General features: G+C 61.6%; 12 protein-coding genes. 2 read left to right on the top strand and 10 right to left on the bottom strand.

Annotated features, from left to right (window positions below; all coding sequences use genetic code 11):
* Nucleotides 1-74 precede the first annotated feature (74 nt).
* The 4 genes from alaS to HW452_RS06670 form a co-directional block, all read right to left on the bottom strand.
* Nucleotides 75-2,684, bottom strand: coding sequence for an alanine--tRNA ligase (gene alaS / locus HW452_RS06685; RefSeq protein ID WP_224105319.1), 2,610 nt, complete (start codon nt 2,682-2,684; stop codon nt 75-77).
* Between the two features lie 170 nt (nt 2,685-2,854).
* Nucleotides 2,855-3,316 (bottom strand): regulatory protein RecX, encoded by a 462-nt coding sequence (locus HW452_RS06680; protein ID WP_224105318.1) that lies wholly within the window; start codon nt 3,314-3,316, stop codon nt 2,855-2,857.
* A 5-nt stretch (nt 3,317-3,321) separates the two neighbouring features.
* A complete protein-coding gene (recA, locus tag HW452_RS06675; RefSeq protein WP_224105317.1) occupies nt 3,322-4,383 on the bottom strand; it encodes a recombinase RecA in 1,062 nt (353 codons plus the stop codon).
* 112 nt (nt 4,384-4,495) lie between these two features.
* A complete protein-coding gene (locus tag HW452_RS06670) occupies nt 4,496-5,005 on the bottom strand; it encodes a CinA family protein (RefSeq protein ID WP_224105316.1) in 510 nt (169 codons plus the stop codon).
* A gap of 147 nt (nt 5,006-5,152) precedes the next feature.
* On the opposite strand from HW452_RS06670, the gene mutS reads away from it, so the two are divergent.
* Both mutS and fdxA read left to right on the top strand, forming a co-directional pair.
* Nucleotides 5,153-7,738 (top strand): DNA mismatch repair protein MutS, encoded by a 2,586-nt coding sequence (mutS, locus tag HW452_RS06665; RefSeq protein ID WP_224105315.1) that lies wholly within the window; start codon nt 5,153-5,155, stop codon nt 7,736-7,738.
* 180 nt (nt 7,739-7,918) lie between these two features.
* Nucleotides 7,919-8,242 carry a ferredoxin FdxA gene (gene fdxA / locus HW452_RS06660; protein ID WP_224105314.1) on the top strand — a complete coding sequence of 108 codons (324 nt, stop codon included), beginning with the start codon at nt 7,919-7,921 and terminating at the stop codon, nt 8,240-8,242.
* Between the two features lie 130 nt (nt 8,243-8,372).
* Here fdxA and HW452_RS06655 read toward each other — a convergent pair whose 3' ends face one another.
* The 6 genes from HW452_RS06655 to gltB all read right to left on the bottom strand — a co-directional run bounded on the left by HW452_RS06655 (nt 8,373) and on the right by gltB (nt 20,340).
* Nucleotides 8,373-9,764: an L-cystine transporter gene (locus HW452_RS06655; protein WP_224105313.1), complete on the bottom strand. Its 1,392-nt coding sequence runs from the start codon at nt 9,762-9,764 to the stop codon at nt 8,373-8,375.
* 582 nt (nt 9,765-10,346) lie between these two features.
* Entirely contained in the window at nt 10,347-11,636 is a 1,290-nt protein-coding gene (gene eno / locus HW452_RS06650) for a phosphopyruvate hydratase (protein WP_224105312.1), read from the bottom strand.
* A gap of 58 nt (nt 11,637-11,694) precedes the next feature.
* Complete coding sequence (kdsA, locus tag HW452_RS06645) at nt 11,695-12,594, bottom strand: 3-deoxy-8-phosphooctulonate synthase (RefSeq protein ID WP_224105311.1); 900 nt, start codon at nt 12,592-12,594, stop codon at nt 11,695-11,697.
* An 11-nt stretch (nt 12,595-12,605) separates the two neighbouring features.
* Nucleotides 12,606-14,261: a CTP synthase gene (locus HW452_RS06640; protein WP_224105310.1), complete on the bottom strand. Its 1,656-nt coding sequence runs from the start codon at nt 14,259-14,261 to the stop codon at nt 12,606-12,608.
* A 183-nt stretch (nt 14,262-14,444) separates the two neighbouring features.
* Entirely contained in the window at nt 14,445-15,863 is a 1,419-nt protein-coding gene (locus tag HW452_RS06635) for an FAD-dependent oxidoreductase (RefSeq protein WP_224105309.1), read from the bottom strand.
* A 34-nt stretch (nt 15,864-15,897) separates the two neighbouring features.
* Nucleotides 15,898-20,340, bottom strand: coding sequence for a glutamate synthase large subunit (gltB, locus tag HW452_RS06630; protein WP_224105308.1), 4,443 nt, complete (start codon nt 20,338-20,340; stop codon nt 15,898-15,900).
* Nucleotides 20,341-20,358 lie beyond the last annotated feature (18 nt).

Below are 20,358 nucleotides of genomic sequence, written 5' to 3'. Positions count from 1 at the left end.
GAATGGAAGATGAAACGTGATTTATATTAAGTTGGCAAAAGGCCGGTTGCAGATAATGCCACCGGCCCTTTTGTTTAGCTAAGTATATTTTCAAGCCACGCGGCAACGCTGCCCAGCGCCTCGGGCAGCGCCTCGGGCTGGCTGCCTCCGGCTTGCGCCATGTCCGCGCGGCCACCGCCCTTGCCACCCACTTGCGAGGCCACGTGGTTGACCAGCTCACCGGCCTTGACGCGCCCGGTCAGGTCCTGAGTGACACCGGCAATCAGGCTGACCTTGCCCGCAGCCTTGTCGGCCACGCCAAGAATGATCACGCCAGAGCCGATCTTGTTCTTGAGCTGGTCGAGCATACCGCGAAGATCCTTGCCTGAAACGCCTTCAAGCTCGGTGGCCAGAAGCTTCACGCCGTTTACTTCACGAGCCTGGCTGAGCATGTCGCTACCCGCAGCGCTTGCCAGCTTGGCCTTGAGCTGTTCAAGCTCCTTTTCCAGGCTGCGGTTACGCTCGATCAGCGACTCGACGCGGGTTTCGACCTGCTCGGGTTTGGTCTTGAGACGCTCGCCCAGGCGCTGAACACGCGCTTCCTGCTCACGGAAGTAGGCCAGCGCATTCTCGCCGGTGATCGCCTCGATCCGACGCACGCCGGAGGCAATGCCCACTTCGCTGACCACATGGCAGCAGCCGATGTCGCCGCTTCTGGCCACGTGGGTACCACCACACAGCTCGATAGAGAAGTCGTCGGCACCAATGGTGAGTACGCGCACGTTGTCGGCGTACTTGGCCTCGAACAGCGCCGCTGCCCCCTTGGCCTTGGCCTGTTCCAGGCTCATCTGCTCGACACGGGTCGCCGCGTTGGCCAGGATCTGCTCGTTCACCAGCCGCTCGACCTCTGCCAGCTGCTCGGCGCTCATAGGCTCGAAATGGCTGAAGTCAAACCGCAGGCGCTCGGCATTCACCAGCGAGCCCTTCTGCTGGACGTGATCGCCGAGCACCATGCGCAGCGCCTGGTGCAACAGGTGGGTAGCCGAGTGGTTGCGGATCGTGGCGGCACGCAGGCTCGCATCCACTTCGCCACGCACGTTGGCGCCCACTTCCAGCATCCCTTCCACCATCATGCCCTGGTGAAGGTGATGGCCGCTCTGCTTTTGCGTATCGGTTACCTGGAACCGCCCGCCCTCTATATACAGATAGCCGGTGTCGCCCACCTGGCCACCGGATTCGCCGTAAAACGGCGTGCGGTCCAGCACCACGGTGCCCTTCTGGCCCGCTTCCAGAGCGGCCAGGGCATTGCCTTCGCCATCCACCAGCGCCACGACCTTGGCCTGATCTTCCAGACGCTCGTAGCCGGTAAAGTCAGTGGTGCCGTCAAGCTCGATATTGGCGCTGTAGTCGGCACCAAACTGGCTGGCCGCCCGGGCGCGCTCGCGCTGGGCGTCGAGTTCACGCTGAAAGCCCTCCTCGTCGAGCGTCACGCCGCGCTCACGGCAGACATCGGCGGTCAGGTCGAACGGGAAGCCATAGGTGTCGTAAAGCTTGAACACGGTTTCGCCGGACAGCACCTTGCCATCGAGCTCTTCGAGGGCAGCGTTCAACAGGCCCATGCCATGATCCAGCGTGCGCGCAAACTGCTCTTCTTCCTTCAGCAGCACGCGGGCGATCTGGCCGCGCGCCTCGCGAAGCTCCGGGTAGGCCTCACCCATCTCGGCATCCAGCGCGTCCACCAGGGTATGAAAGAACGGCTTGGTGGCGCCCAGCTTGTGGCCATGACGAATCGCCCGGCGAATGATACGCCGCAATACATAGCCTCGGCCTTCGTTGGAGGGCAGCACACCGTCGGCAATCAAAAAGGAGCACGAACGGATATGGTCGGCAATGACGCGCAGTGATGGGGCGGCAGTATCGCCGTGGCCGGTCGCCTTGGCGGCCGCTTCCAGCAGGTTCTGGAACAGGTCGATCTCGTAGTTGGAGTGAACGCCTTGCATGACCGCGGCGACGCGCTCCAGGCCCATGCCGGTATCGATGGAGGGCTTGGGCAGCGGGTTAAGTGTGCCCTGGGCGTCGCGATCGAACTGCATGAACACCAAATTCCAGATCTCGATATAGCGGTCGCCGTCCTCGTCGGCACTGCCGGGAGGCCCGCCCCATACCTCGGGGCCGTGATCGAAGAAGATTTCCGAGCTGGGGCCGCAGGGGCCGGTATCGCCCATCTGCCAGAAATTGTCTTCGTCCAGGCGGGAGAAGCGCTCGGGGTCGATGCCGACCTCCTCTTTCCAGATGCGCTCGGCTTCATCGTCGCTGATGTGTACCGTGACCCAGAGCTTCTCCTTGGGCAGGCCCAGGGTTTCGGTCAGAAAGCTCCAGGCAAAGCGGATGGCATCGCGCTTGAAATAGTCGCCGAAGCTGAAGTTGCCCAGCATCTCGAAAAAGGTGTGGTGGCGCGCGGTATAGCCGACGTTGTCCAGGTCGTTGTGCTTGCCGCCGGCGCGTACGCAGCGCTGGGCAGAGGTCGCACGTACGTAGGGACGCGGATCACGGCCCAGAAAAACATCCTTGAAAGGCACCATGCCCGCATTGGTGAACAGCAACGTAGGGTCGTTACCTGGCACCAGTGAGCTGGTCGGGACAATGGTATGTCCCTGCTCTTCGAAAAAGGATAAAAAGGCCTTTCTGATCTCTGCGCTTTTCATAGGGTATCCGTAACAAGAAAGCATGATGCCCCAGGGCGCTGTCGCCGCTACCCGCTGGGGTCGCAAAAGCGCCATTATAGCGCAGTTGGCAAATGACTAAAGCGGCAGTTAGCGGCTGAAAGCTCAGGATGAAGGAAGTCACCGAGCCTTAATGGCGGGGAAAGAAGGCGTTACAGACAGGAAAGCGCATAGCGAATCTGTTCGAAATCGAACCCGCGCGCAGCGAGAAAGCGCTCGCGCCGGGCACGCTCTTTAGGGGTGTCCCCCGGGGAAGAGAAGCGGCGTGCCAGGGTATCCCTGGCCAGTTCGAACCAGTCCACATCTTCGCTGGCTTCCACACTGGCAAGCGCTTCGCTCATGGTGTCCTGGTGGATGCCGCGCTGGCGAAGCTCGCCCTTGATGCGGATGATGCCCTGCCCGCGCAGGATACGCGAGCGCACGAAGCTTTCGGCAAAACGAGCGTCGGACTGCAGCCCCTGTTCGGCAACGGCATCGAGGCACTCCTCGATAGCCGCGCTTTCGAAGGCTTTCTGCCTGAGCTTCTGTGCAAGCTCGGCGCGAGAGTACTCGCGCCGGGCCAGCAGCTGTATCACTATCTCGCGTGGCGTTGCATCACGTGAGGTGCCGAACATGGGCGTTACAGCAGATCGTCATCGGCATCGGCGGCGATATCTGCCGCTTGAGCCTCTTCCTTCTTCGGTTCGGCCTTGGCCAGCAGCTGGTCGCGAATCTGGCTTTCGATCTCTTCCATGATCTCGGGATGCTCTTCAAGGTACTGGGCAGCGTTCGCCTTGCCCTGGCCAATCTTGCTGCCCTTGTAGCTGTACCAGGCACCCGCCTTGTCGACCAGATTGCACTGTACGCCGAGGTCTACCACCTCACCGGCATGGTAGATGCCCTTGCCATACAGGATCTGGAACTCGGCCTGACGGAACGGCGGTGCCACCTTGTTCTTGACCACCTTCACGCGGGTCTCGTTACCCGTGACTTCATCACCGGCCTTGACCGAGCCCGTACGGCGAATGTCCAGACGCACGCTCGAGTAGAACTTCAGTGCGTTACCGCCGGTAGTGGTTTCGGGGCTGCCGAACATGACGCCGATCTTCATGCGAATCTGGTTGATGAAGACAACCAGGCAGTTGGCGTTCTTGATGTTACCGGTGATCTTGCGCAGCGCCTGGGACATCAAGCGTGCCTGCAGGCCAACGTGAGAGTCCCCCATCTCGCCTTCGATCTCGGCACGCGGGGTAAGGGCTGCCACGGAGTCGATGATGATGACGTCGACACCGCCGGAGCGAACCAGCATGTCGGTAATCTCGAGCGCCTGCTCGCCGGTGTCCGGCTGGGAGACCAGCAGGTCATCCAGGTTGACACCGAGCTTTTCGGCATAGCTTGGGTCGAGGGCGTGCTCGGCATCCACGAAGGCACACACCTTGCCCTGTTTCTGGGCCTGGGCGATCACCGAGAGCGTCAGGGTGGTCTTGCCCGAGGATTCCGGACCAAAGATTTCCACCACCCGACCAAAGGGCAGACCGCCAATGCCAAGCGCGATATCCAGCCCCAGCGAACCGGTGGATACCGACGGCATGACGACGCGGGGCGCATCGCCCAGGCGCATTACCGTGCCCTTGCCGAACTGGCGATCGATCTGGCTAAGTGCAGCGTTCAACGCTTTCGTACGATTGTCATCCTGAGCCATGCAAACACCCTCATAACAGACTGTATAATTAACCAGTATTATGCCAAAAATTCGTCGCTAAACAAATCCTCAACGCGGTTTTTGACGATTATTTCGCGGCTCGCGCCTCCACCTAGCTATCCAGGCGTGCCACGAGCCCCGCCAGCGCCTCGCGCACGGCCTGTTCACGCACGGCCTGGCGATCACCGGGGAAATGGAAACACTCGGCCTCCTGAACGCTGGCATCGCCCCAGGCAAGCCATACCGTGCCCACCGGCTTCTCCTGCGTGCCACCATCAGGGCCGGCCACGCCACTGGCGGCCACGCCCAGCTGGGCGCCGCTGTCCTGGCAGGCGCCGGCCACCATGGCCTTGACCACGGCTTCACTGACCGCGCCATGCGCTTGTAGTGTAGCCTCTGGCACACCGACCAGCCGCGTTTTTGCCGCGTTGGCGTAAGTGACGTAGCCGGTGGTGAAGTATGCCGAGCTGCCTGGCGTCGACGTGATGGCGCTGGCGATACCACCACCGGTACACGACTCGGCGGTAGTGATTTCCAGGCCACGCTTGCGACAAAGCTTTCCAAGCCGCTGCGCCAACAGGGAAAGATCGAGATTCTTGAGACTGGAAACGCTGGGCGTCATGGCCACTCCTTCATGTAAGATATCAGTCAGCGTAGAATACTGCGTTCAGCTTTCTCAACGAAATTGCTCAGCGAAATTGCGCAACGCATTTGCCCAGGAACATGCCGCAAGCCGAAAGGGCTTGCGCGACGCTCAATCAGGACGCCCATGTCACAGGCCATTCCCGCCAACACGCCGATGATCACCCAGTATCTCAAGATCAAGCGCGAACATCCCGAAGTCCTTCTGTTTTATCGGATGGGCGACTTTTACGAGCTGTTTTTCGATGATGCCAAGCGCGCCGCGGCGCTTTTGGATATCACCCTGACCCAGCGCGGCCAGTCCGGCGGCAAGCCCATTCCCATGGCGGGGGTACCTTACCATAGCGCCGAAGGCTACCTGGCCCGCCTGGTGGCGAGTGGCGAATCGGTCGCCATCTGTGAGCAGATTGGCGACCCGGCCACCAGCAAGGGCCCGGTGGAGCGTCAGGTCGTACGTATCGTCACGCCCGGCACCCTGCACGACGAAGCGCTGCTGGACGCACGACGCGACAACGTGCTGGTATCCCTGGCGCCGGGCAACGATCGCTGGGGGCTCGCCTGGCTCGAGCTCTCCAGCGGACGTTTCAGCGTACTGGAAGTCGAGAGCGAAGCCGAAATGCTGGCCGAGCTGACCCGCCTTTCACCCGCCGAACTGCTGGTGCCGGAAAGCCTTTCACTTCCGGATACGTGGGCACAAAAACGCAGCCTGCGCCGCCAGGGCGAATGGCTGTTCGACCTGGAAAGCGCCAACCGCAGCCTGTGTGACCAGTTCGAGGTCAAGGATCTGCGCGGGTTTGGCTGCGCCCATCTTTCCACGGCGCTGGTGGCTGCCGGTGTGCTGATCGACTATGCCCGGGACACTCAGCGCTCGCGCCTGCCTCACGTTACCGCCCTCAGTGTCGAGAACCGCGATGACGCAGTGGTCATCGATGGTGCCAGCCGTCGCAACCTGGAAATAGACATCAACCTGGGCGGCAGCACGGATAATACCCTTGCCAGCGTACTGGATACCTGTACCACCGCCATGGGCTCGCGCCTTCTCAAACGCTGGCTGAACCGGCCCCTGCGCCAGCGCGACATCGTTCAAGGCCGCCAGGCCGGGGTCGCCCTGCTCGGTCTGGATATGGCGTACCTGGCACTGCGTGAAACGCTCAGCGATGTGGGTGATGTCGAGCGTATTCTTGCCCGGGTCGCCCTCTACAGCGCCCGCCCACGGGATCTGGCGCGTCTGCGCGATGCCTTGAACACGCTGCCTGAACTCGAGCAGTTGCTGGGCGGCATCGAGCACGGCAGCGCACTGGACAACCTGCGTCCGCATATCCGCCCTTACCCCGAGCTTGCCGACACGCTCAGCCGCGCGCTGGTCGAGAACCCGCCCGTGGTGATTCGCGACGGCGGCGTGATTGCCGATGGTTTCGATGCAGAGCTCGACGAGCACCGCGGCATGGCCGAAAATGCCGGCAGCTACCTGGTACAGCTGGAGCTTCGCGAACGCGAACGCACCGGCCTTGCCAACCTGAAGGTCGGCTACAATCGCGTACATGGCTACTTTATCGAGCTGCCACGCGCTCAGGCGCAGCAGGCACCGGCAGACTATATCCGCCGCCAGACGCTGAAAAACGCCGAGCGGTTCATCATTCCCGAGCTCAAGGAGTTCGAGGACAAGGCGCTGTCCGCCAAGTCTCGTGCCCTCACCCGGGAAAAATGGCTGTACGACCGCCTGCTCAGCGAGCTCAACGGGCTGCTTGGCGAGCTTCAGAGCACCTCGCGCGCGCTTGCCGAGCTTGACGTGCTGTGCGCCTTTGCCGAACGCGCCGAAGCACTCAACTGGGTACGCCCCAGGCTGAGTGACGCCACCGGCATCACCATCACTGCCGGGCGCCACCCGGTGGTCGAGCAGGTCAGCGACAAGCCGTTCGTGCCCAACGATGTGATGCTTACACCGCAACAGCACATGCTGGTGATTACCGGTCCCAACATGGGCGGTAAATCGACCTACATGCGCCAGACGGCCCTGATCGCCCTGCTGGCCCACAGCGGCAGCTTCGTGCCTGCCGAGGCCGCCGAGATCGGCCCCATTGATCGCATATTCACCCGGATTGGCTCGTCGGATGACCTGGCGGGAGGACGTTCGACCTTCATGGTCGAGATGACCGAAACCGCCAACATCCTGCACAATGCCACCGAGCACAGCCTGGTGCTGATGGACGAGATCGGCCGGGGCACCAGCACCTTCGACGGACTCTCTCTTGCCTGGGCCAGCGCTGAGCATCTGGCCAAGGCCCGTGCGCTGACCCTGTTTGCCACCCACTACTTTGAAATGACGGCTCTGCCGGAGCAGGCCGAGGGCGTGGCCAATATTCATTTGACCGCCACCGAGCATGGCGACACCATCGTGTTCATGCACCGCATCGAGGCTGGCCCGGCAAGCCAGAGCTACGGCTTGCAGGTCGCCCAGCTGGCCGGGGTGCCTGGCCATGTGATCAAGCGCGCACGGGAAAAACTGATGGCGCTCGAACAGCGCGACGTGGACACCCACCAGGCGCGCCCTGCTGACCATGAGCGCGCGCCCTCCCCCACGGCGCCTCAGCAGAATGATCTGTTTGCCAGCGCCCCGCACCCGGTGCTCGAAGCGCTCGAACGCGCCGATGTGGATGACCTGTCGCCCCGCGAGGCGCTGGCACTGATCTACCAGTGGCGCGATCTGCTGTAGCAGCATCCGGCAGCGATCTGCGGTAATTGGGCCAGAAACGGGGCAAGAGCTTGCCGTGAGGTATGGGCGCTACTAGAATACCGCCCATACTTTTTAGCTTATAAAAAACGGCTGTTTTATAACCATTCACGATTGACCATGACCGGGACGCACCCCCGGTCCCGCAAGAGGGATAGCGCGATGACGTTTGTCGTTACCGAAAACTGCATCCAATGCAAATACACAGACTGTGTAGAGGTTTGCCCGGTCGACTGCTTTTACGAAGGCCCCAACTTCCTGGTGATCCACCCGGACGAGTGCATCGACTGCGCCCTGTGCGAGCCTGAATGCCCGGCAGAGGCGATATTCTCGGAAGACGAGCTGCCAGATGGTCAGGAGCCGTTCATCGAGATCAACGCCGAGCTTTCAGAAGTGTGGCCCAACATTTCCGAAAAGAAGGACGCCCTGCCGGACGCCGAAGAGTGGGATGGCAAGAGCGGCAAGCTCGAGAAGCTGGAGCGCTGAAAACGGCGCAACCACACTCCCAAGAACCAGCGTCCGCGCTGGTTTTTTTCTGTCTTGCCCAACGCCGGTCCCTGAACGCACAAGCGCCCCCAACCGGGGGCGCTTGTGCCTTGCATGAGGTGCCGCTGGCCTAGGCGGTTTTTACCTCGCCCAGCTCGTCGTCGCTGGAGTCGAAGACCGCACTGTCGTGCTGGCCAAGCAGTCGACTGGTCACTGTGCCCGCGGTCATCGAGCCATTGACGTTGATCGCCGTGCGCCCCATGTCGATCAGCGGCTCGATGGAGATCAAAAGCCCGGCGAGTGCAATTGGCAGATCGAGCGTCGAGAGCACGATGATGGCGGCAAAGGTCGCCCCGCCGCCGACACCGGCGATGCCGAAGGAGGCAAGCGTCACTACCAGCACCAGCGTCGCCAGAAACTCGAACGACAGCGGGTCGATCCCCACGGTCGGGGCAATCATCATGGCCAGCATTGCCGGATACAGGCCGGCACAGCCGTTCTGCCCGATGGTGGCGCCAAAGGAGGCGGCAAAGTTGGCAATGGCGGGGGGCACGCCGATGCGGCTTACCTGCGCTTCGATATTCAAGGGAATCGTGGCAGCGCTCGAACGCGAGGTAAAGGCAAAGGTAAGCACCGGCCACACCTTCTGGAAGTAGCGCCGCGGGTTGACCCCGGCGCCCAGCAGGAACAGCGCATGCATGATCAGAATCAGCGTCAGGCCTACGTAAGAAGCCACCACGAAGCCGAGCAGGCCGAGAATGTCGCCTAGATCGGAGGTCGAGACCACCTTGGTCATCAGCGCCATGACACCGTAAGGCGTCAGGCGAATGACCATGCGAACCAGACGCATGATCCACTTCTGCACCAGATCGATGCCCTCGATCAGCTTGTCACCGAGAGCAGGGTTTTCCCGCTTGATCCCCAGCGCCGCCATGCCCAGAAAGGTGGCAAAGATCACGACGCTGATGATGGATGTGGCGCGTGCGCCGGCCAGATCCTGGAACGGATTGGAGGGAATGAACGAAAGCAGCAGCTGCGGCACGGTCAGATCCGCGACCTGTGCGCTGCGCTCGACGATGGCCTGCCCACGCTCGAGCTCGCGAGCGCCCTGTACCAGCCCTTCGGCGGAAAGGCCGAACAGTTGCGTCATGCTGATACCGATGACGGCGGAAATCGCGGTGGTGAGCATCAGCATGGCCAGCACGCCCAGACTGATCTTGCCCAGCGCACTGGCATCGTGCAGCCGGGTTACTGCCGAGAGAATGGTCACCAGTACCAGCGGCATGATGATCATCTTCAGCAGTTGAACATAGCCACCGCCGACCAGATTGACCCAATCGATGGTGCCTTCGAGCACCGCTGAATCCGCAAACAGCCACTGCAGCAGCGCGCCCAGGCCAACACCGGCCACAAGCCCCACCAGCACTACCTTCGAAAGGCTTGCGCCGCTTCGCTGCCAGCGCGCCAGCAGCGCGATGGCCAGCGCAAAGATCAACACATTGATCGTAACCAACCCAAGCATATTTACTGTCTCCCTTAACTAAAAAAACGGCACATCAAAGATGTACCGCTGTCGTCAGCCTGGCGTAAACCTAGCCTGCTAACGCTTGCGCGCCATGGTAAGTAATAGCAGCGAGGAATAAAAATGTATTTTACTTATAACCTAATAATATTTTTATAAGCCTCTGCTTTTCAGGCATAAAAAAAGGCGGCCCGTAGGCCGCCCGCTCCAAGCACTTCCTCTGACCACTCCCTGTGTCAAACTCCTCAGGCAACTTCCCTACCAAGGCTCACGTCAATGTGGCACCCGGCGCACCTGCCTACACCCCGTTGCATTGCATCCTGTCTAAAGCATCCCTGCCTCCCCTGTCCTGTGTGCATTGTGGCAGATACCGGCATCTTCTCAAGGCGTGCAAAATGCAAAAAAGCGAGCCCGGGGGCTCGCTTTTTTTAGAAAAACGAAATAAAAATCAAAAACTTAAAGTTTAACTAATCTAAAATTTCGTTATTTCTTACCCCAAACCGAGCGATTTTCGTCGGTATTTGTAAGAAATGTCTTACAAATTTTTGAGATATCTCTTACAAAGGGATCAATAAAGACGCGTTACTGGCCCTTGATCGCCTGACGTCCCGGGTAGGCAACCTCGCCTAGTTCCGCCTCGATCACCAGCAGGCGGTTGTACTTGGCAACCCGGTCGGAGCGGCACAGCGAGCCTGTCTTGATCTGGCCGGCACAGGTGCCCACCGCCAGGTCGGCAATGGTGGTATCTTCGGTTTCGCCCGAACGGTGCGAGATGACCGCGGTGAAGCCGGCGTCCTGAGCCATCTTGATCGCGTCCAGGGTTTCCGACAGCGAGCCGATCTGGTTGAACTTGATCAGAATGGAGTTGCCGATCTTCTCATCGATACCGCGCTTGAGGATTTTGGTGTTGGTCACGAACAGATCGTCGCCCACCAGTTGCACCTTGTCGCCGAGCTTGTCGGTGAGCGCCTTCCAGCCGTCCCAGTCGGACTCGTCCATGCCGTCTTCGATGGAGACGATCGGATACTCGTCGCACAGGCCCGCGAGGTAATCGGCAAAGCCCTGAGCGTCGTATGTCTTGCCTTCGCCGGACAGGCTGTACTGGCCATCCTTGTAGAACTCGGAAGACGCACAGTCGAGCGCCAGGGTAATATCCTGGCCCAGCGTATAGCCGGCATCCGCTACGGCCTGCTTGATGACCGCCAGGGCATCGGCGTTGGACGCCAGATCCGGCGCGAAGCCGCCTTCATCGCCAACGGCTGTCGATAGCCCCTTGGCAGAAAGGACCTTTTTCAGCGCGTGGAAAACTTCCGCGCCCATGCGCAGGCCTTCACGGAAATTCTTGGCACCCACCGGCTGCACCATGAATTCCTGGATATCCACGTTGTTGTCGGCGTGCTCGCCGCCATTGATGATGTTCATCATGGGCACCGGCATGCTGTATTGGCCCGGCTGGCCGTAAAGCTCGGCAATGTGCGCGTAAAGCGGCACCCCCTTGGCGTTGGCAGCGGCCTTGGCCGCGGCCAGAGAGACTGCCAGAATGGCATTGGCGCCCAGGTTCGCCTTGTTCTCGGTGGCGTCGAGAGCCAGCATGGCATCATCCAGGCCACGCTGGTCACGTGCATCCATTCCCAGCAGCGCATCACGGATCTTGCCATTGACCGCATCAACCGCCTTCAGGACACCCTTGCCAAGGTAGCGCGCCTTGTCGCCGTCACGCAGCTCGAGCGCCTCGCGTGAACCGGTGGAAGCACCGCTTGGCGCGCAGGCCTCGCCTACTGCCCCGCTCTCGAGGCACACGCGCGCCTGTACCGTCGGGTTACCGCGCGAATCGAGTACTTCCAGTGCACTGATATCTACAATTTTGGTCATGGCAGTGTCCTTGGTTGTCGGTCTAATAGAAGATTGAGTGCCGCTAGGATGGCCGCGATCAGTTGATGGTCAGCGGCGCGAAATTCTTCACCAGTGAATCCAGTTGGGAAAGTTGGGTCAAGAACGGCTCGAGCTGGTCAAGCGGTAGTGCACAAGGGCCATCGCACTTGGCGTTGTCCGGGTCCGGGTGGGCTTCCAGAAAGAGCCCCGCAAGCCCTACGGCCACCCCTGCCCGGGCAAGCTCCGCCACCTGGGCACGGCGGCCATCGGCACTGTCGGCCCGCCCGCCTGGGCGCTGAAGCGCGTGGGTGACATCGAAAAACAGCGGGTAGCCGGTCTGCTTCATGTCGCCAAAGCCGAGCATGTCCACGACCAGGTTGTTGTAGCCGAAGCTCGAACCGCGCTCGCAGAGCATCAGGCGGTCGTTACCCGCCTCCTGAAACTTCTGGATGATATGGCGCATCTCGTGCGGGGCGAGAAACTGCGGCTTCTTGATATTGATTGCCGCCCCCGTCTTGGCCATTGCCACGACCAGATCCGTCTGGCGGGCCAGAAAGGCGGGCAACTGGATGATGTCGGCCACTTCTGCCGCCGGTGCCGCCTGCCAGGGCTCGTGAACGTCGGTGATGACCGGCACCCCGTGACGCGACTTGATATCGGCCAGCATCTGCAGGCCCTTCTCGATGCCAGGGCCGCGGTAGGAGTTGATGGAGCTGCGGTTGGCCTTGTCGAAGCTCGCCTTGTACACGTAAGGCATGCCGAGCTTTTTTGTCACCTCGACATAGGCACTGGCCACCTCACCGGCAAGCTCGGCGGACTCCAGCACGTTCATGCCGCCAAGCAGCATCAGCGGCAAAGAATTGCCGGCGGTTAAGCCGGCAATGGTGACATGACGCTCTTGGCAAGGTACTTGAGACGGTGCTTGAGACAGCACTTGAGACGGTGCTTGAGAAGCCATCGGCTCTCCCCTTATTCCTGAGGTGACGCGTGGGCTCGGGCGCGTGCCGCCTTGTGCTCGAGCGCGGCGTTGACGAAGCCCGAGAAGAGCGGGTGTCCGTCACGCGGAGTAGAGGTAAATTCCGGGTGGAACTGACACGCCACGTACCAGGGGTGGTCGGCAAGTTCGATCATCTCGACCAGCGACTGATCCACACTCTTGCCCGAGATTACAAGGCCCGCCTGCTCCAGCTCGTCGATGAACTGGTTGTTCACCTCGAAGCGGTGACGGTGACGCTCGACGATTTCATCAGAGCCGTAGGCTTCGCGCGCCTTGCTGCCGGACTTCAGGTGGCACAGCTGGCCGCCAAGACGCATGGTGCCGCCCAGATCGGATGCCGCATCGCGCAGCTCGATCTTGCCTTCCTTGTTGATCCATTCGGTAATCAGGCCGACCACCGGGTGCTGTGTATCGTGGGTAAACTCGGTGGAGTTGGCATCTTTCCAGCCGGCCACGTTACGCGCAAACTCGATCACCGCCACCTGCATCCCGAGGCAAATGCCGAGATAAGGCACGTTGTTTTCGCGGGCGAACTGGGCGGTGAGAATCTTGCCTTCCACGCCGCGCTCGCCAAAGCCGCCGGGGACCAGAATGGCGTCTTTACCCGCCAGGCGCTCGGTGCCGTGGCGCTCGATGTCCTCGGAGTCGATATAGTCGACGTTGACCTTGATGCGCCCCTGGATACCGGCGTGAATCAGGGCTTCGTTGAGCGACTTGTAGGCATCCAGCAGCTCCATGTACTTGCCGACCATGGCGATGCTCACCGACTTCAGCGGGTTGAGCTTGGAGTCCAGCACCTTCACCCATTCGGCAAGATCTGCGGGCGCGGCATCAAGGCGCAGCTTGTCGCAGACGATGTCGTCCAGGCCATGCTCGTGAAGCATCAGCGGAATGCGATAGATGGTGTCGGCATCCTGAAGCGGCACCACCGCACGCTCTTCGACGTTGGTGAACAGGGCGATCTTGCGCCGCTCGCTCTCTTCGAGCTCGACTTCGCTGCGGCAGATCAGGATATCCGGCTGGATACCGATCGAGCGCAGCTCCTTGACGCTGTGCTGGGTAGGCTTGGTCTTGGTCTCGCCCGCCGTCTTGATGTAAGGCACTAGCGTCAGGTGCATGAACAGCGCGCGGTTGGCGCCCAGCTCGCTTCTGATCTGGCGGATCGATTCCAGAAACGGCAGCGATTCGATATCGCCCACGGTACCGCCAATTTCCACCAGCGCCACATCGAAGCCTTCGCCGCCGGCGTAGACGCGCTGCTTGATTTCATCGGTGATGTGCGGAATCACCTGCACCGTGCCGCCCAGGTAGTCGCCGCGGCGCTCCTTGCGCAGCACGTGCTCGTAGACCCGGCCGGTGGTGAAGTTGTTGCCCTGGGTCATCTTGGTACGAATGAAGCGCTCGTAGTGGCCAAGGTCCAGGTCGGTTTCGGCGCCATCCTCGGTGACGAACACCTCGCCGTGCTGGAAAGGGCTCATGGTGCCCGGGTCCACGTTGATGTACGGGTCGAGCTTGAGCATGGTGACCTTGAGACCGCGGGCCTCGAGAATCGCCGCCAGCGAGGCCGACGCGATGCCCTTGCCAAGAGAGGACACAACGCCGCCGGTCACGAAGATATATCGTGTCATGGAAAACCTGTCGAAACGTGATCAAAAGGCGTAGCAGAAAGCCACACCAGGATGGGACGACAGAATAGCAGACTACGCCTTGCGGCTCAATTTGAACTGCCACGCCGTTGTCTCGACGTACACTGAGCAAGCGGCTGCCCCGGCATCAGGCCGTTGCCGGGGCAGACCTGGGCGCTGAACGAATCAGACGCCCAGGTAGTTCATGATGCCTTCTGCTGCCTGGCGGCCTTCGTGAATCGCCGTGACCACGAGATCCGAGCCGCGCACCATGTCGCCGCCGGCAAAGATCTTCTCGTTGCTGGTCTGAAAGGCGTACTGGCCGTGCTCGGGGGCTTTCACCAGCTCACGCTCGTCCAGATCGATTCGCGAGCCTTCGAACCATGGCGCCGGGCTTGCCTGGAAGCCAAAGGCCACCACCACCGCATCGGCGGGAATGATCTCTTCGGAACCGGGCACCACTTCCGGGCGCTGGCGCCCCTTTTCGTCGGGCTCGCCCAGGCGCGTGCGCACGACTTTCACGCCCTCGACCTTATCATCGCCCACCACCGCCACCGGCTGGCGGTTGAACAAGAACTCGACGCCCTCTTCACGCGCGTTGGCTACTTCGCGGCGCGAACCGGGCATGTTGCCCTCATCACGACGATAGGCGCAGGTCACGCTCGCCGCGTGCTGACGAATGGAGGTACGGTTGCAGTCCATGGCCGTATCGCCACCGCCGAGCACGACCACGCGCTTGCCTTCCATGGAGATATAGTCGCTTGGGTCCTTCTCGAAACCCAGGCGGCGGTTGACGTTGGCAATCAGGAAATCGAGCGCCTTGTAGACACCGGGCAGGTCTTCACCGGGGAAGCCGCCCTGCATGTACTTGTAGGTGCCCATGCCCAGAAAGACCGCGTCATACTCCTGAAGCAGGGTGTCGAACTCGATATCGGTACCGATTTCGGTATTCAGCCGGAACTCGACGCCCATCTCCTCGAATACCGCGCGGCGACGCTCCATGACACTCTTCTCGAGCTTGAACTCCGGGATCCCGAAGGTCAAAAGCCCGCCAATTTCCGGATACTTGTCAAACACCACGGGCTTGACGCCGTTGCGCGCCAGGATATCGGCGCAGCCCAGTCCTGCCGGGCCTGCACCTACGATGGCGACTTTCTTGTCGGTCCATACCACCTTGGACATGTCCGGGCGCCAGCCCATGGCAAAGGCGGTATCGGTGATGTACTTCTCGACCGAGCCGATGGTCACCGCCCCGAAGCCGTCATTGAGCGTACAGTCGCCCTCGCACAGACGGTCCTGCGGGCAGACGCGTCCGCACACTTCCGGCAGCGAATTGGTCTTGTGGGAAAGCTCGGCGGCTTCGATGATGTTGCCTTCCACCACCAGCTGCAGCCAGTTGGGAATGTAGTTGTGAACCGGGCACTTCCATTCGCAGTAGGGATTGCCGCAGTGCAGGCAGCGGTGCGCCTGGCTTGCCGCCTCCGTGGGTTTGAAGGGCTCGTAGATCTCGGCAAATTCCTTGGCACGAGTATGGGCTGGCTTCTTCTGCGGGTCCATGCGCCCCACATCGACGAACTGGAAGTCGTTGTTCAAACGGTTAGCCATGTCTTTTCTCCTCTCAGCGTAGGGTCACGGGCGGTTATTGCGGCTGACGCCGAGATTGATCCAGAAGACTGCCAAGGCTTGCCGCTTTTGGCTTCACCAGCCAGAAGTGACGCAGGTAGTCGCCGAAATCTTCCAAAATGGCCGCCCCGCGGCTGGAACCGGTCTCTTCCACGTAAGTGGTAAGCAGCTCGCGAAGGTGGCGGCGATACGCCTCCATGGCTTCGGTACTGACGCGATGAATCTCGACCAGCTCGTGGTTGTACTTGTCCACGAAGGTGCGATCTTCATCCAGCACATAGGCAAACCCGCCGGTCATGCCCGCGCCAAAGTTGACCCCTGTTTCGCCCAGAACGCACACCAGGCCGCCGGTCATGTATTCGCAGCAGTGATCGCCTGCGCCTTCGATGACCGCCGTGGCCCCGGAGTTGCGCACCGCGAAGCGCTCGCCGGCGGTGCCTGCCGCCATCAGTGTGCCGCCGGTGGCGCCATACAGGCAGGTGTTGCCGATGATGGCCGTCTTGTGGCTCTCGAACTGGCTGCTCTTCGGCGGAACGATCACGATGCTGCCGCCGTTCATGCCCTTGCCCACGTAGTCGTTGGCATCGCCTTCGAGATACAGGTTCAGGCCACGGGCATTCCACACGCCGAAGCTCTGCCCGGCCACCCCGGTAAAGCGCGCGGTGACCGGCGCGCTCTCAAGGCCCTCTTCGCCGTAGCGCTTGGCGATGGCACCGGAGGAGAGCGCGCCCACGCTGCGGTCGCAGTTGGTGATGGTAAAGCTGAAATCGCCACCGGACCGGTTCTCGATGGCCTCCTTCAAGGCCGCCAGCACTTCCTGGTTCTTGGCGCCCGGGTCGTGGGGCACGTTGCGGCTCACGGTGCAGAACTGCGGTGCATCCGCCGGCACGAAGTCGTTGGCCAGCAGCGGCATCAGATCCAGCTTGCCCTGGCTCTGCGTCTTGCCCTCGAGCACGTCCAGCAGGTCGGTACGCCCGATCAGGTCGGTCAGTTGGCGCACGCCCAGCAGGGCCATCAACTCGCGCACTTCTTCGGCGATGAAGCGGAAGTAGTTCTTGACCATGTCCACGGTGCCGCGGAAGTGCTCGCCGCGCAGGAAGTCATCTTGCGTGGCCACACCGGTGGCGCAGTTGTTGAGGTGACAGATGCGCAGAAACTTGCAGCCCAGCGCGACCATCGGCGCGGTGCCAAAGCCAAAGCTTTCCGCGCCCAGGATCGCCGCCTTGATGACGTCGAGCCCGGTTTTCAGGCCGCCATCGGTCTGCAGGCGAATCTTGTCGCGCAGGCCGTTGATACGCAGTGCCTGATGTACCTCGGGCAGGCCCAGCTCCCAGGGGGAGCCCGCGTGCTTGATGGAGGTCAAGGGGCTTGCCGCGGTGCCGCCGTCGTAACCGGAGACGGTGATCAGGTCGGCATAGGCCTTGGCAACACCGGTGGCGATGGTGCCGATACCCGGTTCGGAAACCAGCTTGACCGATACCTGCGCATCCGGGTTGACCTGCTTGAGATCGAAGATCAACTGAGCCAGGTCTTCAATCGAGTAGATATCGTGGTGCGGCGGCGGTGAAATCAGCGTGACGCCAGGCACTGCATAGCGCAGACGGGCAATCAGCGCATTCACCTTGCCACCGGGCAGTTGACCGCCTTCGCCGGGCTTGGCGCCTTGGGCCACCTTGATCTGCAGCACTTCGGCATTGACCAGGTAAGCCGGCGTGACACCGAAGCGGCCCGAGGCGATCTGCTTGATCTTGGAGCTGCGAATGGTGCCGTAACGGGCCGGGTCTTCGCCGCCCTCGCCGGAGTTGGAGCGTCCGCCGGCCTCGTTCATGGCCTGGGCCAGCGCTTCATGCGCCTCCGGCGACAGCGCGCCGAGCGACATGCCGGCGCTGTCGAAACGCGGCAGCAACGCTTCGACCGGCTCTACCTCCTCCAGCGCGATCGGCGTTTCGGCAGGCTTGAGAACCAGAAGGTCGCGAATGGTGGCTACAGGACGCTCGTTGACCAGCTGAGCAAATCGCTTCCACTTGGCGTAGCTGCCCTCCTGCACGGCGGCCTGGAGTGCCTTGACCACATCGGGGTTGTAGGCGTGATACTCATGGCCATGCACGTACTTGAGCATGCCGCCCTGGGAAATACCCTTGCGGGGTATCCACGCATCCTTCGCAATCAGCTCCTGCTGCATCTGCAGCTCACTAAAGCCCGCCCCCTGGATGCGTGACGCCATGCCCACAAAGCAGGTGTCCATGACCTCATCGGCGAGACCGACCGCCTCGAACAGCATCGAGCCGCGATAGGAGGCAAGCGTTGAGATACCCATCTTGGAGAGGATCTTGAACAGCCCTTTCTGCAGCCCCTTGCGATAGTTCTCGCGACCATCGGCCGGGTTGCCGGTCAGCTCACCCACGCGGTGCATGTCCGCCATGACCTGATAGGCAAGCCACGGATAGACGGCGGTGGCGCCCACGCCGAACAGCACGGCCATCTGGTGGGCGTCTCGGGCGTAGCCGGTTTCCACGATGATGTTGGCGTTCGGGCGCAGCGTCAGACGACCCAGATGGGTGTGCACCGCGCCCACGGCCAGCGCCGCCTGAATGGGAATCTGCCCCTTGGGCAGATCGGCATCGGTCAGCACCAGAATCACCTTGCCCGCCTTGACCTGACTCTCGGCTTCCTGGCAAAGCGCGCTCAGCGCCTGCTTGAGACTCTGCTGCTCCGGGTCGTAACCCATTACCAGCGTATGGCTGGCAAAGGCCGGGTCGTCCTGGCTGACCAGCGCGGTAAACTTGCGCGGCGAGAGGACGGGCGTGGTCAGAATCAGGCGATGCGCGTGTTCCGGCGTTGCCTTGAACACGTTGAGCTCCGCCCCGCAGCAGGTTTCCAGCGACATCACGATCGCTTCGCGCAGCGGATCGATCGGCGGGTTGGTGACCTGGGCAAACTTCTGGCGGAAGAAATCGGTCAACAGACGCGGACGGCTTGAAAGCACCGCCATCGGCGTGTCATCGCCCATCGAGCCTACCGCCTCCTGGCCGCTTTCCGCGAGCGGGCGCAGCACCTGGTCACGCTCTTCGAACGTTACCTGGAACATCTTCTGCTGCACGTTGAGTGCGTCGGTGTCCATGGACTGAAAGCGTGCAAGCTCGGTGAGCGCCGACTCGAGGTAGTTGGCTTCCTGCTTGAGCCAGCGCTTGTAGGGGTAGGCGGACTTCAGACGGTCGTCGATATCCTGGGTATGCAGCACTTCGCCGGTCTGGGTGTCGACGGCCAGCATTTGCCCCGGGCCGACGCGGCCCTTGGCCACCACGTCTTCGGGCTTGTAGCCGTAGGTGCCCACTTCCGAGGCAAGCGTAATATAGCCATTTTTGGTGATCACCCAGCGCGCCGGACGCAGGCCGTTGCGGTCGAGCATGCACACCGCCTGGCGGCCGTCGGTCATGACCACGCCGGCAGGGCCGTCCCAGGGCTCCATGTGCATGGAGTTGTATTCGTAGAAGGCGCGAAGCTCCGCGTCCATGGTCTCGACGTTCTGCCAGGCCGGCGGCACCATCATGCGCACGGCGCGGTGCAGCTCCATACCGCCGGTCAACAGCACTTCGAGCATGTTGTCCATGCTCGAGGAGTCGGAGCCGGTGGTATTGACGATCTCGTCGAGCTTGTCGATATCCGGCAGGCGCTCGCTTACGAAGTTGGCCTTCCTCGAGTTGGCCCAACCGCGGTTGGCCTCGATGGTGTTGATCTCGCCGTTGTGCGCCAGCAGGCGAAACGGCTGGGCCAGCGGCCAGCGCGGCGCGGTATTGGTCGAGAAGCGCTGGTGAAACACGCAGATCGCGGTTTCCAGACGCGGATCGTTCAGGTCCTTGTAAAAGGCCGGCAGGTCTTCCGGCATCACCAGACCCTTATAGGAGACGACTTCCGAGGAGAGCGAAGCCACGTAGAAGTCTTCTTCGCGCTTCAGCGCCTGCTCGGCATAGCGGCGAGCCATGAAGAGATCCACGGTGAACTGCTCGCTGTCACCGGGCTCGACAAAAATCTGCTCGATACGCGGCAGGCAATCGAGCGCCATGGGGCCACAAACGCTCGAATCGGTGGGCACCACCCGCCAGCCCGCCACCTGCAGGCCGCGCGCGCTCAGCTCGCGCTCGACGGTGTCACGCGCCTCGGCGGCCCGGGCATCATCGTTGGGCAGGAACACGACGCCCACCGCGAACTGCTCGCCAAGCGCAGCACCCAACGCTTGCTGGGCCGCTTCGCGCATGAACTGGACAGGCATCTTGAGCAGCAGTCCGCAACCATCCCCGGTCTTGCCGTCGGCGGCGATACCGCCGCGGTGGGTCATGCAGGTGAGCGACTCAATAGCCGTTTTCAGCAGATCATGGCTGGCCTGCCCTTCCATATGAGCGATAAGGCCAAAGCCGCAGTTATCGCGAAACTCGCCGGGCTGATGAAGACCTCTATTCATGGGCGTGCCTCTAGTCAA

The organism is Vreelandella aquamarina, from assembly GCF_020075495.1.
Lineage (GTDB): Bacteria > Pseudomonadota > Gammaproteobacteria > Pseudomonadales > Halomonadaceae > Vreelandella > Vreelandella aquamarina_A.
This window is presented reverse-complemented; position numbering and strand designations above follow the sequence as displayed.

Bases quoted from the DNA above. Each gene is read 5' to 3' on its own strand.
- HW452_RS06670 (WP_224105316.1), bottom strand. From the start codon at position 5,005: ATGACGCCCAGCGTTTCCAGTCTCAAGAATCTCGATCTTTCCCTGTTG.
- alaS (WP_224105319.1), bottom strand. From the start codon at position 2,684: ATGAAAAGCGCAGAGATCAGAAAGGCCTTTTTATCCTTTTTCGAAGAG.
- recA (WP_224105317.1), bottom strand. From the start codon at position 4,383: ATGGCTCAGGATGACAATCGTACGAAAGCGTTGAACGCTGCACTTAGC.
- HW452_RS06640 (WP_224105310.1), bottom strand. From the start codon at position 14,261: ATGACACGATATATCTTCGTGACCGGCGGCGTTGTGTCCTCTCTTGGC.
- HW452_RS06680 (WP_224105318.1), bottom strand. From the start codon at position 3,316: ATGTTCGGCACCTCACGTGATGCAACGCCACGCGAGATAGTGATACAG.
- eno (WP_224105312.1), bottom strand. From the start codon at position 11,636: ATGACCAAAATTGTAGATATCAGTGCACTGGAAGTACTCGATTCGCGC.
- fdxA (WP_224105314.1), top strand. From the start codon at position 7,919: ATGACGTTTGTCGTTACCGAAAACTGCATCCAATGCAAATACACAGAC.
- kdsA (WP_224105311.1), bottom strand. From the start codon at position 12,594: ATGGCTTCTCAAGCACCGTCTCAAGTGCTGTCTCAAGCACCGTCTCAA.
- HW452_RS06635 (WP_224105309.1), bottom strand. From the start codon at position 15,863: ATGGCTAACCGTTTGAACAACGACTTCCAGTTCGTCGATGTGGGGCGC.
- gltB (WP_224105308.1), bottom strand. From the start codon at position 20,340: ATGAATAGAGGTCTTCATCAGCCCGGCGAGTTTCGCGATAACTGCGGC.
- HW452_RS06655 (WP_224105313.1), bottom strand. From the start codon at position 9,764: ATGCTTGGGTTGGTTACGATCAATGTGTTGATCTTTGCGCTGGCCATC.
- mutS (WP_224105315.1), top strand. From the start codon at position 5,153: ATGTCACAGGCCATTCCCGCCAACACGCCGATGATCACCCAGTATCTC.